At 54.3% G+C, this 16,700-nt stretch carries 13 protein-coding genes; 10 read left to right on the top strand and 3 right to left on the bottom strand.

Annotated features, from left to right (window positions below; translation table 11 throughout):
• Positions 1-168: 168 nt before the first annotated feature.
• From ABIE64_RS10595 to ABIE64_RS10555, 9 genes are all read left to right on the top strand, one after another.
• Complete coding sequence (locus ABIE64_RS10595; protein ID WP_354377400.1) at positions 169-2,898, top strand: DUF4118 domain-containing protein; 2,730 nt, start codon at positions 169-171, stop codon at positions 2,896-2,898.
• Positions 2,876-3,583: a response regulator gene (locus ABIE64_RS10590; RefSeq protein WP_503012848.1), complete on the top strand. Its 708-nt coding sequence runs from the start codon at positions 2,876-2,878 to the stop codon at positions 3,581-3,583. The genes ABIE64_RS10595 and ABIE64_RS10590 overlap by 23 nt, the downstream gene beginning before the upstream one ends.
• A gap of 346 nt (positions 3,584-3,929) precedes the next feature.
• The gene (locus ABIE64_RS10585) at positions 3,930-6,269 is read left to right on the top strand and encodes a 4Fe-4S binding protein (protein WP_354377399.1); all 2,340 of its coding nucleotides are present in this window, start codon (positions 3,930-3,932) and stop codon (positions 6,267-6,269) included.
• A gap of 18 nt (positions 6,270-6,287) precedes the next feature.
• Positions 6,288-8,204 carry a TAT-dependent nitrous-oxide reductase gene (gene nosZ, locus ABIE64_RS10580; RefSeq protein WP_007089838.1) on the top strand — a complete coding sequence of 639 codons (1,917 nt, stop codon included), beginning with the start codon at positions 6,288-6,290 and terminating at the stop codon, positions 8,202-8,204.
• 11 nt (positions 8,205-8,215) lie between these two features.
• Positions 8,216-9,514: a nitrous oxide reductase family maturation protein NosD gene (locus ABIE64_RS10575; RefSeq protein ID WP_354377398.1), complete on the top strand. Its 1,299-nt coding sequence runs from the start codon at positions 8,216-8,218 to the stop codon at positions 9,512-9,514.
• A complete protein-coding gene (locus tag ABIE64_RS10570) occupies positions 9,504-10,433 on the top strand; it encodes an ABC transporter ATP-binding protein (RefSeq protein ID WP_007089836.1) in 930 nt (309 codons plus the stop codon). Before ABIE64_RS10575 ends, ABIE64_RS10570 begins: the two co-directional genes overlap by 11 nt.
• A complete protein-coding gene (locus tag ABIE64_RS10565) occupies positions 10,430-11,254 on the top strand; it encodes an ABC transporter permease subunit (RefSeq protein ID WP_007089835.1) in 825 nt (274 codons plus the stop codon). Before ABIE64_RS10570 ends, ABIE64_RS10565 begins: the two co-directional genes overlap by 4 nt.
• A complete protein-coding gene (locus tag ABIE64_RS10560; protein ID WP_007089834.1) occupies positions 11,251-11,766 on the top strand; it encodes a nitrous oxide reductase accessory protein NosL in 516 nt (171 codons plus the stop codon). The genes ABIE64_RS10565 and ABIE64_RS10560 overlap by 4 nt, the downstream gene beginning before the upstream one ends.
• Positions 11,763-12,752, top strand: a complete 990-nt coding sequence (locus ABIE64_RS10555; protein WP_354377397.1) for an FAD:protein FMN transferase — start codon at positions 11,763-11,765, stop codon at positions 12,750-12,752. The genes ABIE64_RS10560 and ABIE64_RS10555 overlap by 4 nt, the downstream gene beginning before the upstream one ends.
• 201 nt (positions 12,753-12,953) lie before the next feature.
• Here ABIE64_RS10555 and ubiV read toward each other — a convergent pair whose 3' ends face one another.
• Genes ubiV through ubiT form a run of 3 tightly spaced genes read right to left on the bottom strand, consistent with a single transcriptional unit; the run spans position 12,954 to position 15,574 of the window.
• Positions 12,954-13,871: a ubiquinone anaerobic biosynthesis protein UbiV gene (ubiV, locus tag ABIE64_RS10550; protein ID WP_354377396.1), complete on the bottom strand. Its 918-nt coding sequence runs from the start codon at positions 13,869-13,871 to the stop codon at positions 12,954-12,956.
• Positions 13,868-14,845, bottom strand: a complete 978-nt coding sequence (gene ubiU / locus ABIE64_RS10545) for a ubiquinone anaerobic biosynthesis protein UbiU (RefSeq protein ID WP_354377395.1) — start codon at positions 14,843-14,845, stop codon at positions 13,868-13,870. The genes ubiV and ubiU overlap by 4 nt, the downstream gene beginning before the upstream one ends.
• 24 nt (positions 14,846-14,869) lie before the next feature.
• Positions 14,870-15,574 (bottom strand): ubiquinone anaerobic biosynthesis accessory factor UbiT, encoded by a 705-nt coding sequence (gene ubiT / locus ABIE64_RS10540; RefSeq protein WP_354377394.1) that lies wholly within the window; start codon positions 15,572-15,574, stop codon positions 14,870-14,872.
• A gap of 255 nt (positions 15,575-15,829) precedes the next feature.
• On the opposite strand from ubiT, the gene ABIE64_RS10535 reads away from it, so the two are divergent.
• Positions 15,830-16,537 (top strand): DUF542 domain-containing protein, encoded by a 708-nt coding sequence (locus ABIE64_RS10535; protein ID WP_114110836.1) that lies wholly within the window; start codon positions 15,830-15,832, stop codon positions 16,535-16,537.
• The last annotated feature ends 163 nt before the right edge of the window (positions 16,538-16,700 follow it).

Below are 16,700 nucleotides of genomic sequence, written 5' to 3'. Positions count from 1 at the left end.
TTTCGGCAGTCCGGTGCCCGGCAAAGACAGGTTCAGCGCGAGGCAGAGGAAATGCGCGCTGTCTGGCTCCGGAGCAAGGTGCTGTCAGTCTACCAGCGATTTATCCGGGCGATCCGCCGATGGTTCTGATATGACAGGATTAATACGAAAGGCTTTGATCGACGCAACATGACCGACGAAGAGGACCGTCCATCCCCTGAGGCCCTGCTGGAACAGACCCGCAGGGATGACAGGGGCAAGCTCAAGATCTTTCTGGGCGCCTATCCCGGCGTCGGAAAGACCTATGCCATGCTTCAGGCCGCACAGGAACGGCGGAAGGAAGGGCGGGACGTTATTGTCGGCATTGTCGAAACCCACGGGCGCGTGGAAACCGAAAACCTCTTGCGCGGTCTTGAAGCATTGCCGCGCAAGAGGCTTTTGCACCGAGGTCGCGTCTTTGGGGAAATGGACATTGATGCGATCATCTGGCGCAAGCCGGAAATCGCCCTTGTTGATGAACTGGCACACACCAATGTGCCGGGCAGTCGTCACGAAAAACGCTATCAGGATATCGATGAACTGCTTGATGCCGGGATTGATGTCTATACGACGCTGAACATCCAGCATCTTGAAAGCCTGAACGATATTGTTGCACGGATTTCACGTGTTCGCGTGCGCGAAACCCTGCCCGACAGTTTCCTTGAAAAAGCCAATGAAATCGAGCTGATCGACCTGCCGCCTGATGATCTTTTGCAAAGACTGCGTGATGGCAAGGTCTATGTCATCGATCAGGTGGGGCGCGCGCTCCGGCATTTTTTCAGCAAGGGTAATCTGACAGCCCTTCGCGAACTGGCGATGCGTATTGCCGCGGAACGCATTGATGCGCAGATGCTGGAATATATGCGCACCCACGCGGTCAGCGGCCCATGGCCGACACAGGACCGCCTGATGGTGTGCCTGAATGAAAGTCCGGTGGCCAAAAAGCTGGTGCGCACGGCCAAGCGGATGGCAGAACGCCAGCGTGTTCCGTGGATCGCCTTGCATGTCGAAACACCACGCGACGACCGGATGGCGAATGCCGAAAAAGATGACATTGCCGAAGCACTGCGTCTGGCGGAACAGTTGGGGGCGGAAATTGTCACGCTTCAGGCGGAATCCCATTTGGCACGCGAGATTTCCGCATTGGCGTCCAAGCGCAATGTTACGCGTCTTCTGATCGGGCGGCCAAGGCGAAGACGCTGGACCGGATTGTTGCGTGAAAATGTGGCGCGCAAGCTGCTTGAGAATGCCGAGGGCTTTGATGTTACGGTCATTGCTGCGGACATGGATGAGAAAAAACGTTCGCTGATCTCGGACAATCCGTTCGAACGCGGAAACTGGCGATCACGCAGCCTTTCGTGGGTCTTTGGCAGCGTTACTGTGGCAACCGTTGCCGCACTTTTTGCTGACCGGTATGTGCCGCTTGGCAATCTGTCGCTGATTTATCTTCTGGCGGTGTTGTTAACTGCGATCCGTTGCGGCATGTGGCCATCGATTGCCGCCAGTCTGCTGTCTTTCATTTCCTACAATTTCTTCTTCACCGTGCCCTATTACACCCTGTCGGTGTTCCATCATGAACAGCTGATTACCATCGTATTTTTCCTGATTGTCTCGGTCATTGTTGGCAATCTGGCAGGACGTCTGCGCCTGCAGGTCGATGCCATGAAAACCAGCGGCAAGCGCACTGCCAACCTTTATGATTTCAGTCGCAAGATTGCGGCGGCGGCATCGCTTGACGATGTGTTGTGGGCGGCTGTGCATCATGTGGCCGCGACGCTTGATTGTCAGTCGATGGTCCTGCAGCCGGGTACGGATGGATCGTTGGAAATTACCGCAGCCTACCCGCCAGAGGATCAGTTGGGGCTAAAAGATTGGGGGGCCGCCGAATGGGCGTGGGAGCATTCCAAACCGGCCGGCTGGCGATCCGAAACCCTGCCGACCGCAGAATGGCTATTCATGCCGGTAAATACCCCGCAGGGACCGCTTGGCGTTCTTGGTGTCCGCTTCAGGGAAGATGCGCGCACATTGGGGCCTTCCCAGCGTCGCCTGCTTGAAGCGCTTGTCGATCAGGTGGCCGTTGCTGTCGAACGTACCCGTCTTGCGACCGATATCGAAGAAGCACGCTTGCTGAGCGAGACCGAGCAGCTCCGCGCGGCACTTTTGTCTTCGGTATCGCATGATTTGCGCACCCCACTGGTATCGATCATCGGGTCGGCGACTACATTATCAAGCTATGGCGACAGCATGGGAGAAGAGGATCGCGGGCAGCTTACCCAGACCATCCTTGAGGAAAGCGAACGCTTGAACCGGTTTGTTCAGAACCTTCTGGATATGACACGGCTTGGCTATGGTGCCTTGCAGCCGAGAAAGGAATGGTCGGATCTGGCCGAGATTATCGGTCGTGCGGTGAAGCATGTCCGCAAATATGCCGGGTCGCGATCCTTTGACGTGCAGGTGTCGCCAGATCTGTCCCCGATCCAGCTTGATCCGGTTCTGATCGAACAGGTTCTGTTCAATATTCTTGATAATGCTGTAAAGCATACCGCCGACAACGGTCGGATTACAGTAAGTGCCAAGGCAGATAAAACACGGATGGTGGTCGAGATATCGGATAACGGACGCGGTATTCCGGCAGAAGCGCGACAGGCTGTTTTTGATGTTTTCTATCGTGTTCGCGCAGGCGATAGCCAGGTGGCGGGTACGGGGCTTGGATTGTCGATCTGCCGTGGTTTTATCGAGGCGCATGGCGGAGGTATCGTTGCACACGACGGGCCGCAGGGGGTGGGCACAACGATTGCCATAACCCTGCCGATAACCGCGATGCCAACGGTTGCAGAGGATGACGAGGATTTGCAGGATGGCAGTGCGGAAGGAAGCTGAGATGCGCGATCAGGCCAAAGTGCTGATCATTGATGACGAACCGCAAATTCGCAAATTCCTGCGGATCAGCCTTGGTGCGCAGGGGTATGAGGTGATCGAGGCCGAAAACGGCCAGTCGGGTATCGAGAAATGCGCCCTTGAGACCCCGCATCTCGTCATTCTTGACCTTGGATTGCCTGATCTGGACGGGCAGGAAGTTTTGACGAAAATCAGGGAATGGAGCGAGGTTCCGATCATCGTTCTTTCCGTGCGTGCCAATGAGGAAGAAAAAGTGACTGCCTTGGACCGTGGTGCGAACGATTACGTGACCAAGCCGTTCGGCATCGCCGAATTGATCGCACGGGTGCGGGCTATTCTGCGCAGCCGCAAACCCGAAGACCTGACCAGTAGCGAGATTGTTTCGGGTGATCTGAAGATCGATCTGGCGGCACACAGGGTTTTTAAGGCCGATAATGAACTGAAACTGACCAAAAAGGAGTTTGCCTTACTGACCCTTCTGGCGCGTAACGCGGGGCGTATCGTGACCCATCAACAGATTTTACGCGAAATCTGGGGACCTGCGCAGGAAAGTGAAACACATTATCTGCGTATCTATATCGGTCATCTGCGCCAGAAACTTGGCGATGATCCGCTTAACCCGACCTATATCGAAAACGAGCCGGGGGTTGGATACCGGTTTTGTTAATACCGAAGTATTCCGGAGGTGAAAATGTGCGAGAGTTTCCTTTTGTCGCGGGCTCACAATTCGGGATTATATAGCTTTATGATATGAGCTTAACGGGACTTGAAAGTGCCGCCCATTTTGAGCGTTCTCGTCCCGTATGTCGTTTGCTATTGAAGTTTCGAAGAGATCAATTTTAGAGAGCGTCATCAAAAATGACGTTTTTGCGTAGATAAAACGACAAGCTATCAGGCAATTGCGATTTCGCAATTTTGACATGACGTGAGTCAAGTGAAGGCGTTTCCGGATCCGATAAGGTCCCGCTCACTGGTGTTCAGATTATGGAGCATCAGTTTGGTGGGGACGTGCCGTGGTTGTTGTATCCGGATCATTTTCGTTATCGGGTTTGCGCCTGCTTCTGCTGGCAGTGATCGGTTGGGGACTTGCGTTCACGAGCAGTTTTGCCGGTACGCTTGACGATTATGTCGTGTCGCTTGATGCCGGAAGCATCATGCCCGGAGCCGATCATATCGGCGAGGAGCAAACAACAGATCATCTTGTTCCCGTCTATAGCGGCAGTAACCAGCTTGGTTACATTTTCCTCAATAGCGACTGGGCCAATTCGGTTGGTTATTCCGGCAAACCAATCGACATTCTGGTCGGCATCTCGATGCAGGGTGTTATTACCGGTGCACGACTGGTTGCCCACAAAGAACCGATCGTGCTGGTTGGCATTCCTGAAAGCAAAATCACGGACTACATCGCGGGTTATACCGGTTTTAACATCGCCGAATATGCCCGCAGCGAAGAGCTGGATGCGTTGCCTGACGATATCGTGAGTGGTGCCACCGTCACCATCATGGTGATTGACGATTCAATTCGGCGCTCGGCAATCAAGGTGGCCCGAACACTTGGTCTGGGCGGGTTGGCGCAGCCGGGCGGCAAGGGCGACAAATTCGCCGTCGATATGTCGCAAGACGGGCAGGCAAGCTGGGATGAATTGCTTGGCGACGGGTCGGTTAGGCGTCTGTCGCTATCGCATGGCGATGTTGCGCAGGCCTTCGAGGGAACTGACGACAGAGGGCAAGGTAAAGGTAGTGGCAACGATCAAGCCAGGATCGCTGCCGACGGCCCGTTCATTGATCTATATACCGCTCTCGTTTCCATTCCGATGATCGGACATAATCTGCTGGGGGATGCGGAATATGCCAATCTTCAGAAGGTTCTGAAGCCCGGCCAGCAGGCGTTGCTTGTTGCGGCGAACGGTGAATATTCCTTCAAGGGATCGGGTTATGTTCGCGGTGGGGTGTTTGACCGTATTCAGGTTATACAGGGCGATAACAGTGTCCGTTTCCGTGACAAACATCACAAGCGCCTCGGGGAAATTGCGGCCGAGGGTGCGCCGCGTTTCAGGGAAGTTGCCCTTTTTGTTATCCCCGAGGAAGTGCCGTTTGATCCAACTGTGCCGTGGCATTTGCAGCTTCTGGTCCAGCGCCAGCTAGGCGCTTTGGAAAAGGCCTTTACGACATTTGGCGTCGACTATGCACCGCCGGTGAAATATCTGCGCAAGATCGATGTTGCGACGGCGGCACCGGATAATGTTTCGGAAAAAGCCAACGAGGTTGGCGTACAGAAATCCGGTACCGATACCCAAAACCGGGACGCGCTTTGGAAGCGGATATGGACGAACCGGATTGTCGATATTGTTATCCTGTCTTGCGCAACCCTGCTTCTGACCGGCTTGTTCTTCTTCCAGGACTGGTTTGTCCGCCGTCGCAAACTGACGCAGCGGATACGGACCGGGTTCCTGATCTTTACCGTGGTCTGGATTGGATATTATGCCAATGCACAGCTTTCGGTCGTCAATGTCCTGACGGTTGCCAATTCCTTCGGGTCGGGTTTTGACTGGTCCTATTTCCTGATGGATCCGCTGATCTTCATGCTGTGGTTTGCGGTTGCGGCGTCACTGATATTCTGGGGACGCGGGGCCTATTGCGGGTGGCTTTGCCCGTTTGGCGCACTTCAGGAACTTTTGAACAAGCTGGCCAAACAGCTTCGCATTCCGCAAATCGCGGTTCCCTTCGGCCTGCATCAGCGCCTTTGGCCGATCAAATATATCGCCTTCCTGGTTCTGTTTGGCATCTCGTTCCATGCGTTCGATCAGGCCGAGCATCTGGCCGAGATCGAGCCGTTCAAGACGGCGATCATTCTGTCCTTCATGCGCGATTGGCCGTTCGTCCTGTTTGCGGTTCTGCTTTTGGTCGCGGGCCTATTTATCGAGCGGTTTTACTGTCGTTACCTTTGCCCGCTGGGGGCGGCTTTGGCGATACCTGGCCGGGTCCGGGTCAATGACTGGCTGAAACGGTATCGTGATTGTGGTTCGCCCTGCCACCGGTGTGCAAACGAATGCATGGTTCAGGCCATTCATCCAGATGGGCATATCGATCCGAATGAATGCCTGTACTGCCTTCATTGCCAGGAACTGTATTACGACGACCAGAATTGCTCGGTCATGATCCAGAAACTGGCCCGGTTTGAACGCCGCATGGCACTGCAATCCGGTTCAAAAACTTCCAGACCTCAAACGAAAACCGAAACGACTTCTCATTCGAAACCATCGTCCGCGAGCTGTGGCTCCGGTGGATGCGGCGCAAGTTGTTCCAATCCGAAGTCTTCGGACGGAAACAACGGTGCGTCTAACCAGCTGTGACATATCAGGAGTTCCATTATGTCGAATGAAACAGAGAACTATAAGATCAGCCGACGCGGCTTGCTCGGCGGAACAGCAAAGATGGCAGGATTGGCAGGAATTGCCGGTGCAACCGGTGCTGCGGGCATTGCCGCTGGTTCAATCCTCGCACCAACGGCTGCAAAAGCGGCTGCCGGATCGGTTGAGGTTTTGCCAGGTGATCTTGACGAATATTACGGCTTCTGGAGCAGTGGGCAGGCTGGCGAAGTCCGCATTATGGGGGTTCCCTCCATGCGCGAGCTGATGCGCATTCCGGTTTTCAACCGATGCAGCGCAACAGGTTGGGGCCAAACGAATGAAAGCCGCAAAATCCTGACCGAAGGTCTGTTGCCGGAAACCAAAAAGTATCTGGCCGACAAGGGTGAAATCTGGCTGAACGGGGATTTGCACCACCCGCATATGTCCTTCACGGATGGGACCTATGACGGGCGATACCTGTTTGTGAATGACAAGGCGAACACGCGTGTGGCCCGCATTCGTTGTGACGTCATGAAATGCGACAAGATCATCGAAATTCCGAACGCGTCGGATATCCATGGTCTGCGCCCGCAGAAATTCCCGCGCACCGGCTATGTCTTTGCCAATGGGGAACACCGGGTTCCGGTTCCCAATGACGGTAGCATTCTGGACGATCCGTCGCAGTATCATGCAATTTTCACGGCAATCGACGGCGACACGATGGAAGTTGCCTGGCAGGTAATGGTCGATGGTAATCTTGATAACTGTGATGCCGATTATCAGGGAAAATATGCGGTTTCGACCTGTTACAATTCGGAAAACGGTGTGTCGCTTGCCGAAATGACGGCAAGCGAGCAGGACTGGGCGGTCATTTTTTCGATCGAGCGCATCGAACAGGCGATCAAGAATGGCAATTACAAAGAAATCAACGGTGTTAAGGTCGTTGACGGCCGCAAAGGATCGCCGCTGACCCGTTATGTGCCGGTATCGAACAGCCCGCATGGTTGCAACACGGCACCGGATGGTAAGCATATTGTCATTAACGGCAAGCTGTCCCCGACGGTTACCGTGCTGGATGTACGCAAGTTCGAAGATTGCTTCGAAAACAGGATCGAACCGCGCGGTGTGGTCGTGGCCGAGCCCGAGGTTGGATTGGGTCCGTTACATACCGCATTTGATGGTCAGGGGAACGCCTATACCACCCTGTTCCTTGATAGTCAGATGTGCAAATGGAACATTGATGCCGCGGTTCGCAAGTTCAACGGTGAAGACGTCAATCCGATCCTTGCCAAGGTCGATGTCCATTATCAACCGGGCCATAACCACACTTCCATGGGTGAAACCAAGGATGCGGACGGCAAATGGCTTATTTCCCTTAACAAGTTCTCGAAAGACCGGTTCCTTAATGTCGGTCCGCTGAAACCGGAAAACGATCAGCTGATTGACATTACCGGTGATGCACCAAAGGTCGTTCATGACGGTCCGACCTTTGCCGAACCGCATGATTGCATCATCGTCCATAGTTCGGTGGTCAATCCGGTCAATCTCTGGGATCGCAATGATCCGATGTTTGCTGAAGCCCGCGACTGGGCGAAAAAGGATGGTGTCGATCTTGAAGGCGATTCAATCGTCATTCGGGATGGCAACAAGGTGCGCGTCTATATGTATTCCAACGCACCGATGTTCAGCATGGACAAGTTCGAGGTCAATCAGGGCGACGAGGTTACCGTATTCATCACCAATATCGATGATGTCGACGACCTGACGCACGGATTCACAATCGGGAACTATGGTGTGGCAATGGAAGTCGCACCGCAGGCAACGGCATCGGTGACCTTCAAGGCCGATCGACCCGGTGTGCACTGGTATTACTGCCAGTGGTTCTGCCATGCGCTGCATATGGAAATGCGCGGCCGTATGCTGGTTAAACCGGCCTAAGGATAAGCACGATGTTTCCGGTCATCCGTCCAAAGACTGCCATTCGAACCGCCTTATCTGCGCTGGCGGTTTTGGGGGCAACATTCTCGTCGCTGCATGCGTCGGAAATCGAGGCAGGCCCGTCAGATAAGGGATTGCAGGAGATTGTCGACACGGCACAGGACGGTGACCGGATTCTGCTCGGCCCGGGAGATTATTCCGGGCCGATCATTCTGCATCGTCCGGTCACGCTTGAAGGTGGCGATGACGTGCGGATTGTCGGGAATGGAACCGGCAATGTGATTACCATCGACGGGCCGGATGTAATGCTTCGCGGTATTACCGTGACGGGATCGGGACTGGATTTATCAACACAGGATAGCGGGATTTTTGTAACCCCCAATGGCGACGGTGCCGTCATTGAAGACAGTGTGATCAGTGACAATCTGATCGGCATTTATCTTTCCGGTCCGGAAAACGCGACCGTGCGGAACAATATCATCGTCGGCCGGCAGGACCTGCGCGTAAACGAACGTGGTAATGGGGTGCAGCTTTGGAATACACCGGGATCGGTTGTGATCGGCAACGCAATATCTCAGGGCCGAGACGGTATTTTTGTGACGACCAGCAAACAGAACCGGTTCATTGGTAACGAATTTCGCAATGTCCGTTTTGCGGTTCATTACATGTATACGCATGACAGCGAAATCCGGGACAACCGTTCCTTTGACAATACGGTCGGCTATGCGTTGATGTTTTCGGATGGTTTGAAGGTAACGAACAACCTGTCACGCGGGGATCGTGACCACGGCATTCTGCTGAACTATGCCAATAAGTCCGAATTTAGCGGAAATGTCGTGGATCGTGGCGGCGAAAAGTGCGTTTTTATTTATAACTCCAACAAGAACGATTTTCGGGGAAACCGGTTCGAGGGCTGCGGGATCGGTGTGCAGTTTACCGCCGGATCTGAACGCAATGTCATTGTTGGCAATGCGTTTTCCGGAAACCGGACACAGGTCAAGTATGTCGGCACACGCTGGCTTGAATGGTCTGAAAACGGTCGCGGAAATTACTGGAGCGATAATGCCGCATTCGATCTGGATGGTGATGGTCTTGGGGATCGGGCCTATCGGCCAAATGACATGCTTGATCAGGTCGTCTGGGCCCATCCATCCGCCAAGCTTTTGCTGAATGCACCTGCAATACAGATTTTGAAATGGGCGCAGTCCCGGTTTCCGGCACTGCATCCGGGGGGCGTGATTGACAGTCATCCGCTAATGGCACCGCCGGTTATCGCCCGATTTGAAGGAGACGGCTATCATGCCGAATGATCCTGCAATTCTGCTTGAAAAAGTGACCAAGACGTTCGATCAGCAAAACGCTGTCAACGATCTGTCATTGGAAATTGGCGCAGGCGAGAGTGTTGCGTTACTTGGCCATAATGGCGCGGGTAAAACGACACTTATCAAGCTGATCCTTGGTCTTATGCGTCCTGACAAGGGAAATATCCGCATTCTTGGTGAGGAGAGCACATCCCGCCATCGCGGAAAGAACGCGCATGCATTTCTTGGATATCTTCCGGAAAATATCGCGTTTTATAACAGCATGAGCGGTGCGGAGACGCTGGCTTTCTTTGCCCGGTTGAAACGCCATCCCGTGTCAGACTGCGCACGGATCCTTGAACGTGTCGGGCTTGCCGACGCCGCGCATAAGCGGGTTGGGCATTATTCCAAAGGGATGCGTCAGCGTCTTGGTCTTGCACAGGCATTGCTGGGCAATCCGCGGATATTGATGCTCGACGAGCCCACGACCGGCCTTGATCCGGAATTGCGCAACGCCTTTTATGACATCGTGCGCGAACTTGAAGACAGTGGTGTGACGGTCATTCTGTCGTCGCATGCGCTGACGGAACTTGAAGCCCATACCCGTAAAATTGCGATCATGCGAAAGGGCCAACTGATTGCATCGGGAACCATCGATGATCTGCGCAGGCGGGCCAATCTGCCGGTGCATATCCGTCTGATCACCAGACCGGGAATGGGGGCCGCCTGTGCTGAAAAAATTCCCGACGGGATCGGCTGCGAGCGGATCAACGACCATGGTCTTGATCTGACCTTGCCGTCCGCACGCAAGATTGACGTATTGCGGCATCTGTCGGCCACCGTGCCGGAGCTTGACGACGTTGACATCAGGTTGCCGTCGCTTGGCGATCTCTACATGCATTTCCAGAAAGAAAGTGTGGTGTCATGAGAGAACTTGTCATCATTGCAATCAAGGAATTTCGGGACGGAATTCGCAATCGCTGGTTTTTGGGCGCGACCGCGGCGCTGGTCCTGTTTTCGCTTAGCCTTACTTTTCTGGGAAGTGCGCCGGCGGGCACCGTTGGCGTCGATCAACTGGCTGTTACGATCGTCAGTCTGGCCAGCCTTTCGGTCTTTTTGCTGCCATTGATGGCGTTGTTGCTGTCCTATGACGCGTTGGTTGGCGAGGTTGAACGCGGGACGATGCTTTTGTTGCTGACCTATCCGCTGTCGCGATCCGACATCATTATCGGAAAGTTTCTGGGCCAGACGCTGGGCCTTGGATTGGCAACTGTTCTTGGTTTCGGATCAGCGGCACTTGTCCTTGTTTACGGGGGGATTGAAAGCGCCAACTGGATGGCCTTTGGTGTTCTAATGGGGAGTTCGGTTGCGCTGGGGGCGGCTTTTGTCGCACTTGGATTGGCCATCAGTGCCATGCCCCGTCAACGGAGTGCCGCGGCGGCCCTGGCGTTTGGTTTGTGGCTTTGTCTGGTGATCGTTTATGACATGGCGCTTTTGGGGGCGTTGGTTGCCGATGGCGGCGAAGGCATAAGCGCACCGGTTTTCGATGTGCTTCTGACTGTCAATCCGGCTGATGCATTTCGCATGATCAATCTTTCGGGTTTTGAGGATGTCCGGGTTGCGGCCGGGCTAGTGATATCGGACCTTGAAGGTATCGGTAACGGTTTCGCACCCGTGCTCTCGCTCGGCATGTGGGTTGTTGTTCCGCTGATACTGGCGGTGGTGCTGTTCCGGAGGAAGCAGTTATGAAAGCCATTTTACCGTTTGCCGTTCTCGGAGCGATCCTACTTGCGGGATGCCGCGAGCAGGAGATTGTCGCGCGGCCCGATCCGCAGGATCTGACACGCGATGTTTCTGGCTTTTTCTGCGGCATGATTGTTGCCGATCATCCGGGGCCAAAGGCCCAGCTGCACCGTAAATCGAATGGCGAAATTTTATGGTTCCCGTCGGTACGTGACGCGATTGCGTTTACGCTTATGCCCGGTGAAGCCCGTGACGTGGCGGTCATTTACGTCAATGACATGACCGGTTATGCCGACTGGCAATCCCCGCCGCCAAACTGGGTGGCCATTGATAGCGCACATTTCGTGATCGGCAGTGACATGACAAGCGGTATGGGAATTGGCGAAGCCGTGCCATTCGGGACCCTTGCCGCCGCCCAGTCATTCGTAACCGCGCATGGGGGGCAGATTGTCGACTATAAAGACATCCCTGATGACTACGTTTTTGATCTTGGACCTTCGGACGGAGGTGCGTCATGACAGACTTGAACCGTCGTCGCTTTATCACCCTGTTTGCCAGTGCGGCATCAATCGCCTTGGTATCCCCCAAGGCCTTTGCCGCGCCAGATAAGCTGCACCGTTGGCAGGGAACCGCCCTTGGTGCAGCGGCTGCAATCTATCTGGACGGCCTTTCGCAAGATCAGGCCGATGAAATGATTTCGTCGGCACTTTCCGAAATCGAACGACTGGAAAACATGTTCAGTCTGTATCGACCGGAGGCGACAATTTCGCGTTTGAATCGCGATGGATTTGTCGAAAACCCCGAACAGGAATTTGTTGAACTGATGTCGCGCGCGGCCATGATTTCCAGACATACCGATGGCGCATTCGATCCGACGATCCAGACCGTTTGGGCGCGGCTAACAGAACTGTCGCAGCAGATCGCTATCACTGATGAAGGTGCAGTTCATGCAGAAATCGGGAGGCTGAAATCCTTGATCGGATATGAGGCAATCCGGATTGAACCGAACCGGGTTTCCTTTGCGCAACAGGGCATGCAGGTCACGCTGAATGGTATGGCACAGGGTTATATCACCGACCGTGTCGCGGGGGTTTTCCGGCGAAACGGCATGAAGAATGTGCTGGTTGACCTTGGCGAAAAATACGCGATTGGTCCCAGAATAGACGGTACGGGATGGCCGGTAAGATTTGGCGGGAACGATGCGCAGTCGTCCAGTGGAGTCAGGATGTATTATGGTGCATTGGCAACGTCGTCAGGTTCGGGATTCAGGTTCAGTTTGAACGGGAATTATACCCATCTGATCGACCCGCGCAGCGGACATTCACCCGCCTTGTGGGAAAGGGTGAGTGTCTTTGCAGATACCGCAACGGATGCCGATGCGTTTTCAACTGCGTTTTCGATGATGCGTGAAACCGAAATACGGCATGCAGCGCGTCATCTGCCGGTTCGAAAAATCCTTCTTGTGCCTTTGGGCGAGGCGCAGGAAATAGAAATTGATGTGTGATCCAAAAGCAGGAAACCCGCAAAGGCAGTCCTGATTGACGACCGTCAAGGAGTATCAAAGCAAATCAATTATACTCCAGCCATCGTCAATACATTGAGCTGTCCACTCCCCTGCACAATGTATCGAAGGGCCACAGTTCATCAGGCTGTGGCCCTTTTTATATCTGTATTCCGGATATGGATATTTGCGCGGTGGGGAAGGCTATTCTGCCCGGGAACCAAGCGTTTCCCGGAGATCCGCACCCGGAAGGCTGTGCAGGAAGCCATCGGCGAAAGCCAGATCGTTTTGCATTTCCAGCAACGATTGCCTGACCTCGTCAGACGAGGTTTCACCGTCAATCAGACGACGGTAGAGATTGGCAACACGCACCATATCAAGAGTGTGCGGTGAAATTCGGAAGGCTGTAACACCAGCATCTTTCAGATCATCAACGGCGGTCGATAATTCCAGATAGTGACTGGACAGGGTTTGCAGACCATTGACGGCAAGAAACGGTGTATGATCCAGCGTTTCGACATCCATGCCATCAAGGGCCTCGCCACAGACATATCGGCAGCCATCCTTGTGCAAGCCATGTGCGCGTGCAGAGTAACACCGGGCTGATATGGCAAGTGGGACACGACCGAATATCTGGACTTCGATCTCGGCAGATTTCCGCGCGTTGCAAAGCGCTATGATCGATGACATCGGCAATTCCCAGGGAAGGGATACGCGATGCGCACCATTGGCAATCAGATAGTCCAGGGTGCTTTCGTTATACGTATTAATATACGGCCCGACGACGTGTGGACGACCGGAAAGCAGGCCGATGGATGATATGTCGTTGGCTTCGATCAGAAGGTCCGGCATTTCGGCAATTTCACGAAGCTGGGCAATTTCCCGCTCGTTCATTACAAGGGCGAGCGAAGAGAGAACAACTTCCTTTCCTGCATTTTGAAGCCGCTCGATGATGTCAGGCAGATGCTTGTCGAAAAATGGCATGCGTTTGGCGCAGACGACTTCGCCAACATGCACCGTATCAATGTCGGTTTCATCCGCGATCCGGGCATAGAAATCCTTTTTGCGGTTTTCGTCCCAGTGAAACAAAATAGGCCCCATGACCAGTCTTGATTTCGTCATTGCCAGCTTCTCCGATAGGCACCTGTTGTATCTGCCTGACCTTCGCTTAGGGCGGCTAGATTGCTGCGCGTACTGGCTTGCCCATTGGCAATGCGATCAAGTGACGCGCGGAACGCGCCGACCACCTGCGTGATATAAGCCTTGCCGCGTTGGCGTCCTTCGATCTTAAGGGCGGTTACACCGGCATCGGCGAGTTCGGGCAGGATTGCGGTAACGTCAAGGCTGGTGGGTTCTTCGAACAGGTAACCGGCCTTGTCCATGGCGCGAAACCGGCCCTTGCACAGGGTCGGATATCCGACTTTTTCATCGTTGCCGTAAACATTGATTGTAAAATTGCCAAGGCGGGAAACGGTGCTGTCGCCGCGTTCCTCGTAATGGACGTGGGCTGCTGGTGAACAAACGCCATTCATGTTGGGGCTTTCCCCCGTGGCATAGGAAGATAGCGAACAACGGCCTTCGGCCATGACACACATGCCGCCAAAGGCGAAAACTTCGGTTTCCACTGAAATGCGCCGGTTTAACATCCGGATTTCTTCGAGCGACAGGACACGCGGCAGAACCACACGGCGCACGCCAAACTCGCGGTGGTAAAAACGAATGGCTTCCTCGTTCGAGGCGGATGCCTGAACCGACAGATGCAGACGTGCATCCGGGTGTTTATCGCGCGCATAGCGCAGCAAACCGATATCGGCCAAGATTACCGCATCAACGCCGATTGCAACCGCATCATCGACGGCCTTGTGCCAGATATCTTCGGAACCGGCTTGCGGATAGGTGTTGCAGGCCAGATAGACATGCACGCCATGTCTATGTGCGAATGTAACGGCCTCGGCCAGTTCGGGTCGGGAAAAATTCAACCCCGGAAAGTTGCGGGCATTGGTCGCATCGCGGAAACCGCAATATACAACATCCGCACCGGCCTCGACGGCGGCACGCAGACTGGCGGGGGTTCCTGCCGGGCAAACTAATTCCATGAAATCCCTGTATGTGTTTGTCGGTTATGAAGGATCGGGAAGGGCGAAATCATCACCCGACAGCACGGTCTGACCGATGCGCGGCGTGCGACGTTTTACGGATTTCTGAATCCCTGAAATGTTTTCCGCATGTTCGCCAAGACGCCGGTCAAGTCCGCCCAGACGTTTTTCAATCGGGGACATCAGGGTGTCGGCAACGCGGTCCATGTCCGATTGCATCTGGCGATATGCCGCTTCGGCCGCGCGCAGTGCCAGACGTGCCGCAGGACCCAACGCGCCGAAGCTTTCAATGACGGCGGAACGCAGGTCTATTTCTTCGCCGTCCAGGGCATTGCGAAGGGCAACGACAAGGTCGGTCCGGCCCTCTATTCGTAATGCGCGCGAGAAAAACAGTGCGTCCCCGTCGGATTTTCCTTCGAGCAGTTCCAGAAGGGCCGGAAGCGGGCCGATGATCCGTGCCGCGATGATATTGTCATCCCCCTCATGGGCAGGGCGCAGGACGGGGGCCTTGGGATCAAGGGCAAGGAAAAGGTTCAGATCAAGATCGGTCGGGCATACGAGCAGGGCAAATGTTTCGCGTTCGGTGACCCGTTCAAAAACGGGTTTGTGTCGGCGATACATGGTTGCCATGGCGTGCTGGCACAGACGTTCCAGCGCAAATGCCGGAACATTCCGAACGATGGGGTTTATCAGCAGAAAGGGTGTAAATGACGGGCGTTTGATTGACACGGCGGACTCCGGACCGAATTGGTGCCGGAAGTATTGTCCCGTTTGGGTTTTAAGGTGTTGATGTCCGTCAAATCACTGAAAGATTTGAATTTTTACGGTTCTTGATAAGGCGGAAAGGTTCTGCTTTTCCAAGACAGTATCGGGCAAGGGGAATTGCAAAATTCCGGGCAGGGCTACTTGACCATCGTCAACGTGACTTTTGGGAAGGTGCCTAAACTTGGTTGGATCAATATCCGGGGATGGAGGTCCGCCAGCATGCAATCCGATTTCACACATGATCAGGATCCTGCCAATTCAGCAAATCTGATCCATCGCAAGGTCGGCGATCTGGTCGCAAGTTTTCCGGGGGCAACCCTGGTTTTACGACGCCATAAAATCGGATTTTGCTGTTCAAGCAACAAGTCGCTGGACGAGGTCGCCAGTGTGAAAGGACTGGATGCCAGTCTGATTGCCCGTGAATTGTGCGATTTGCCTAAGGGGCCACTGACCTTGCCGGATCCAAATGATATCGATGCGTTCATCGATTTTATTCTGGATCGGTATCATCAGACCCATCGTGATGAACTGGCCGAGCTCATCCTGCTTGCCCGCAAGGTCGAGGCGGTTCACGGAGATCATCCAGACGCCCCGGCGGGATTGGCCGACGCGCTGTTTGAAATGACTGAAAGGCTTGATTCCCATATGGCGAAAGAGGAAATGGTTCTGTTCCCGGCGATGCGCGAAATGCAACGCAACAGTGCCAGCACAATTCCCCTGATCATGCCGATCCATTGCATGCGCGAAGAACATGACGAGCATGCTGAAGCCATCCATAAACTGCAAAAGCTGACCAACAATTTCACATTGCCCGATGATGTCTGTGGTTCATGGCGGGCGCTTTATTCCGGCACGGCCAAGTTGGTCGAAGACCTGGTGGCGCATATTCATCTCGAGAATGAAATACTGTTTCCGTGTTTTGAATAGCCTGACGCGGTTTGCCTTATCCTTCCTGCCGTGCATTTCCACCCCACCTGCCCCGCCATCGTGCGGGGCTTATACATTGAGAGGCAGAAGGATTTGTTATGATCCTTCTGCCTCTTTTGTTTGAACTGGTGGTGGCCACCACCAGTTCATGGTGCGCAGAGCG

It is taken from the genome of Thalassospira sp. MBR-102 (assembly GCF_040549275.1).
Taxonomy (GTDB): domain Bacteria; phylum Pseudomonadota; class Alphaproteobacteria; order Rhodospirillales; family Thalassospiraceae; genus Thalassospira; species Thalassospira xiamenensis.
This window is presented reverse-complemented; position numbering and strand designations above follow the sequence as displayed.